The organism is Paraburkholderia sp. BL21I4N1 (genome assembly GCF_002973525.1).
Lineage (GTDB): Bacteria > Pseudomonadota > Gammaproteobacteria > Burkholderiales > Burkholderiaceae > Paraburkholderia.
In genome coordinates, this window is sequence record NZ_PVEN01000046.1 from 1 (window position 1) to 3,937 (window position 3,937).

General features: G+C 60.0%; 4 protein-coding genes and 1 pseudogene. 2 read left to right on the forward strand and 3 right to left on the reverse strand.

Annotated features, from left to right (window positions below):
* Window positions 1–162 precede the first annotated feature (162 nt).
* Both B0G83_RS37785 and B0G83_RS37790 read left to right on the forward strand, forming a co-directional pair.
* Window positions 163–552 (forward strand): transposase, encoded by a 390-nt coding sequence (locus B0G83_RS37785; RefSeq protein WP_105512338.1) that lies wholly within the window; start codon window positions 163–165, stop codon window positions 550–552.
* Window positions 549–1,448: an integrase core domain-containing protein gene (locus B0G83_RS37790; protein WP_105512337.1), complete on the forward strand. Its 900-nt coding sequence runs from the start codon at window positions 549–551 to the stop codon at window positions 1,446–1,448. The genes B0G83_RS37785 and B0G83_RS37790 overlap by 4 nt, the downstream gene beginning before the upstream one ends.
* A gap of 140 nt (window positions 1,449–1,588) precedes the next feature.
* On the opposite strand, the gene istB is transcribed toward B0G83_RS37790, so the two are convergent.
* The 3 genes and pseudogenes from istB to B0G83_RS37805 all read right to left on the reverse strand — a co-directional run.
* Window positions 1,589–2,425 (reverse strand): IS21-like element helper ATPase IstB, encoded by an 837-nt coding sequence (istB, locus tag B0G83_RS37795; RefSeq protein ID WP_007176182.1) that lies wholly within the window; start codon window positions 2,423–2,425, stop codon window positions 1,589–1,591.
* Window positions 2,422–3,468, reverse strand: a complete 1,047-nt coding sequence (gene istA / locus B0G83_RS37800; protein WP_105512339.1) for an IS21 family transposase — start codon at window positions 3,466–3,468, stop codon at window positions 2,422–2,424. The genes istB and istA overlap by 4 nt, the downstream gene beginning before the upstream one ends.
* A 106-nt stretch (window positions 3,469–3,574) precedes the next feature.
* Window positions 3,575–3,937: pseudogene (locus B0G83_RS37805) on the reverse strand (LysR family transcriptional regulator); the annotation flags it as partial.

Here is a 3,937-nt window from a genome sequence, read left to right on the forward strand (position 1 = left end):
AATGCGGGCAGTGGCAGCGGAAGTTCGACGATCCGCAGAGGCATCGTTTTTTCGAAATGCTTGGCCAGCCTGAAGGGCATCGTCCCTATACGGTCTGCCGCGCCTCCAGTTTTTCTGGACACAGATTTGGGGTAAAACGTGGGTCCCAAACTGGAGTTGTTGATGTTGAAGAAAACGGATGCAAATGGGGTTGCGCCAGAGGCGCTGGAAGGAGCGCGTAGCGCGACTGGAAGCGCCTCTGGCGCCGCCGAAGTCAAGCGTTGGCCGACTGGTCGCAAACGCGGCGTGGTGCTTCGGTTGCTGCGAGGCGAACCCGTCGACGCCGTGTCCCGTGAAGTCGGTGTGACGATCGCCGAGCTCGAGCAATGGCGTGAGCTGGCACTGGCCGGCATGGAGGCCGGCCTGAAGGCACGCACCAGCGATCCCCTGGAAGCCCGGCTCAATGACGCCGTGCGGCGCGTCGGCGAGTTGTCTATGGAAAACGAGATCCTGCGTAAGGAACGTGAACTGCAGGCCCGTCGCCCTTTGACCGCTCGGAGATCGTCGACATGAGCCGCGCGATCTCCGTTAGTGCGAACAAGCCCTTTGGATTGCAACGGGTTTGCCAGGTGCTCGGATTCCCCCGCTCGACGATCTATGCTGTCCGCGCGAGGACAGCGGACAACGTGGTGCCGATCATCCCGGGCCGCCGCGGCCCGAAACCGAAGATGCCCGATGCCGACCTGCTGAAGGCCATCCGCGACGACCTGATGGCTTCCCCCTTCATCGGCGAGGGGCATCGCAAGGTTTGGGCGCGCTTGCGTATCCTGCACGACATCCGGGTCTCCCGGACCCGCGTGCTGCGACTGATGTGCGAGCACAGCCTGCTGTCGCCACACCGGCAAGCGCGAGGCGAACCCAACCTTCACGATGGCCGGATCACCACCGATTGCCCGAATGAGATGTGGGGCACCGACGGCGTGCGCATCGCGACCGTGGACGACGGCATGGTGTGGATCTTCTCGGCCGTTGATCATTGCGACGGCATGTGTACCGGCATTCATGCCGCGAAGACTGGCGACCGCTTTGCTGCCCTCGAGCCGATCTCCCAGGGGCTGCTGGACGAATTCGGTTCCGTGCTCGCCGATGCGGGCCGCGGGCTGTCGCTGCGTATGGATCACGGTTCGCAGTACACATCGGACGACTTCCGTAACCAGATCAGGTTCTGGGGCATCGCGCCGAGCTATGCCTTCGTCGCCGAACCCCAGACCAACGGCGTCGCCGAGCGATTCAACCGGACAATGAAGGAACAGGCTATTCATGGACGCATCTTCAAAAACCTGGAGGAAGTTCGTGCTGCCGCCATCGCGTTCAAGGATCGATACAATCGCGACTGGCGTCTGGAAAAGTTGGGCTTCAAATCACCCCTCGAGGCCCGTCAGGAACGGCTGATGAAGCTGGCCGCCTGAGCTGCAAAAGCGTGTCCAAACAACCGGAGCCGGTACAGTCCCTATACGGTCAGTGTTTATTAGTGTCAAACGCAATCTCAAGTTGATACAGCTTCGAACGCAAACGCAATTTGAATTTGATACACCTGCGGATACGGTTATTAGCTGAGTGCTGCCTCCTTCGAATTGCGTTTGCGTTTGACGTCGTCCGCGTCGTTTAGGTGCGGCGGTGGGATGCGGTTGATCATGCCGGCCTGACGTTTTTCCTTCAGCCTGTACGAGTCGCCGGAGATCGGCACGACGTGTGCGTGATGAAGGAGCCGGTCGAGGAGTGCCGCCGTGAGCGTTGCATCGTCGGCGAAGGTCTGGTCCCACTGGCCGAACGGCAGATTGCTGGTCAGGATGAGACTGCCGGTTTCGTACCGTTTGGCGACCACCTGGAAGAGCAGGTTCGCCTGCTCCCGGTCCATAGGCAGGTATCCCATCTCGTCAATGATCAGCAGCCTGTAGGGTTTCGTGATCCGCTTGATGGTTTCCTCCAGCTGGTTACGGCGCAACGCTGTCGTCAATTGCATCAGCAGATCGGCGGCAGTGATGAAGCGGGTGCGAAACCCGGCCTGCGTTGCACGATATCCAAGCGCGACAGCAAGGTGGGTTTTACCAACGCCACTGGGTCCGAGGAGCACGACATTCTCGGCACGCTCCACAAAGGCAAGACTGCCGAGTTCGAGAACCAGTGCTTTCGGTACGCCGAGCGCGAATTCGAAGTCGAATTCATCAAGCGTCTTGATTGCCGGGAAGCCAGCCAGACGCGTCAGCATCCGGCGCATTCGCTCCGCACGTGCCATCGCTTCGTCCTTCAAGGCCTGTTCGAGGAAGTCGAGATAGCCGAGCTCGCGTTTCGCGGCCATCTGGCCGAGGTGCGCAATCTGTGTCGGCAAGTGCAGCAGATTAAGCTGCTTGCACAACACAGTCAGTCGTTCGAGCTGTGGCGTCATGCGCTTACCTCCTGCGCGCAGCTGAACGCGTCGTAGACCGACAACGGGTGCTGCAGCGGTTTGTTCCACTCCGAGGTCGCGTACCGTGATGCTGGTTTCGGCTGCTGATGTGGCGTCGCACCCGTTCTAACCGATCGTCCCACGTAGGGTGCCGGCAGTGGCAGAAGATGCGGCCGCTCCTCGAGCAACACCTCGGCCGGAACGCGTTTCGTAGTGCCGTGCACACGGACGTTGGCGACATCGCGCAGCCAAAGCCTGACGCGCTCGTTGCACACGCCGCAGTCGGCTGTGAGCCCTGCCTGTTTGAGCATTGAAACCAACGGGACCCAGAAGCTGTACCGCAGATATCCGTTCATACGCTCGACCTTGCCCTTCGTCTTCGCGCGGTATGGCTTGCACACGCGGGGCACGAACCCATGGTGTTTGGCGAAGTCAGCGAACCCCGGATGATATCGATGCTGTTTCTTGCCATACGCATCGCGTTTCAGGACCACCGTCTTCATGTTGTCGTACACAATCTCTTTGGCGACGCCGCCAAATGCCTCGAATGCCCGCACATGGCAAGCCAGCAGCGTTTCGATACGCATGTCGGTGACAAATTCCGCATAGCTGACGCGGCTGTAGCCCAACGTCGCAACGAACGCCGCGAGCATGCCGAGTTTGTGCCCCGGCTTACGAAACTCAATCCAGTCCATCTGCATCTGATGCCCCGGCTCTGTCTCGAATCTCACCACCGGGTCGGGCCGTGCAGCGGGTCGAAGTTTCTGCAGATACTCCTGCACCCGGCGTAACCCGCCCGTGTAGCCGCGCGCCTCAATCTCCCGCTTGAGCACCGTCGCCGGAATCCAGTCCGGCTTCGCTGCTTCGACGCGGCCCTGCAGATAGGCCTTGAAGGGCGCAAGCTTGCCGACGACTGGCTGACGGGCCTTACGCTGCGGCGGACCCGATTCCAGATACTTCCTGACTGTGTTGACTGCCATGCCGGTCTCGACCGCGATGTCCCGGAGGCTGTTTCCCTGGCGACGCAGAATCTCGATTTCCATGTACTCCTCGTAGCTGATCACGGGCCGCCCAAAAGGAGCAACCCTACAACGAGGTGTATCAATTCCTAACTGCGTTGCTGTATCAATTTACAACTGCGCGCGACATTAGCATAGGCGGGATCATGCTAAAGCTCTGCACGATGACCTCGTTCCGTCTCTTGAGACCGTGCTCAAGCAAAAACCACTCGTCGATGGAGGGCCGCCGCGTACGTCCGAACCTGACCGAAACGTGCCCCATCGACATGTATCTCTCGAATGTAAGCTGCCCTGATAGCTGCTTGTTCGTGCGGCAGCCTACGCACACGAGTGTCTCCTCGAACAGCTTCGCTTTAGGATGCGCGCTCGACATGAACAATTCCGGCAAGATAAGAAAATCGGCTTCGCCGCGCCGGAGAACCTCATCGGGGTCATCGGCAAGTGGTAGCAATTCGAAGCCGACGGCGGGAGCTTCCCGTGCAATACGCTCCAC

Excerpts from the sequence above, each read along its gene's own strand:
- istB (WP_007176182.1), bottom strand. The coding sequence starts at position 2,425 with ATGACGCCACAGCTCGAACGACTGACTGTGTTGTGCAAGCAGCTTAAT.
- istA (WP_105512339.1), bottom strand. The coding sequence starts at position 3,468 with ATGGAAATCGAGATTCTGCGTCGCCAGGGAAACAGCCTCCGGGACATC.
- B0G83_RS37790 (WP_105512337.1), top strand. The coding sequence starts at position 549 with ATGAGCCGCGCGATCTCCGTTAGTGCGAACAAGCCCTTTGGATTGCAA.
- B0G83_RS37785 (WP_105512338.1), top strand. The coding sequence starts at position 163 with ATGTTGAAGAAAACGGATGCAAATGGGGTTGCGCCAGAGGCGCTGGAA.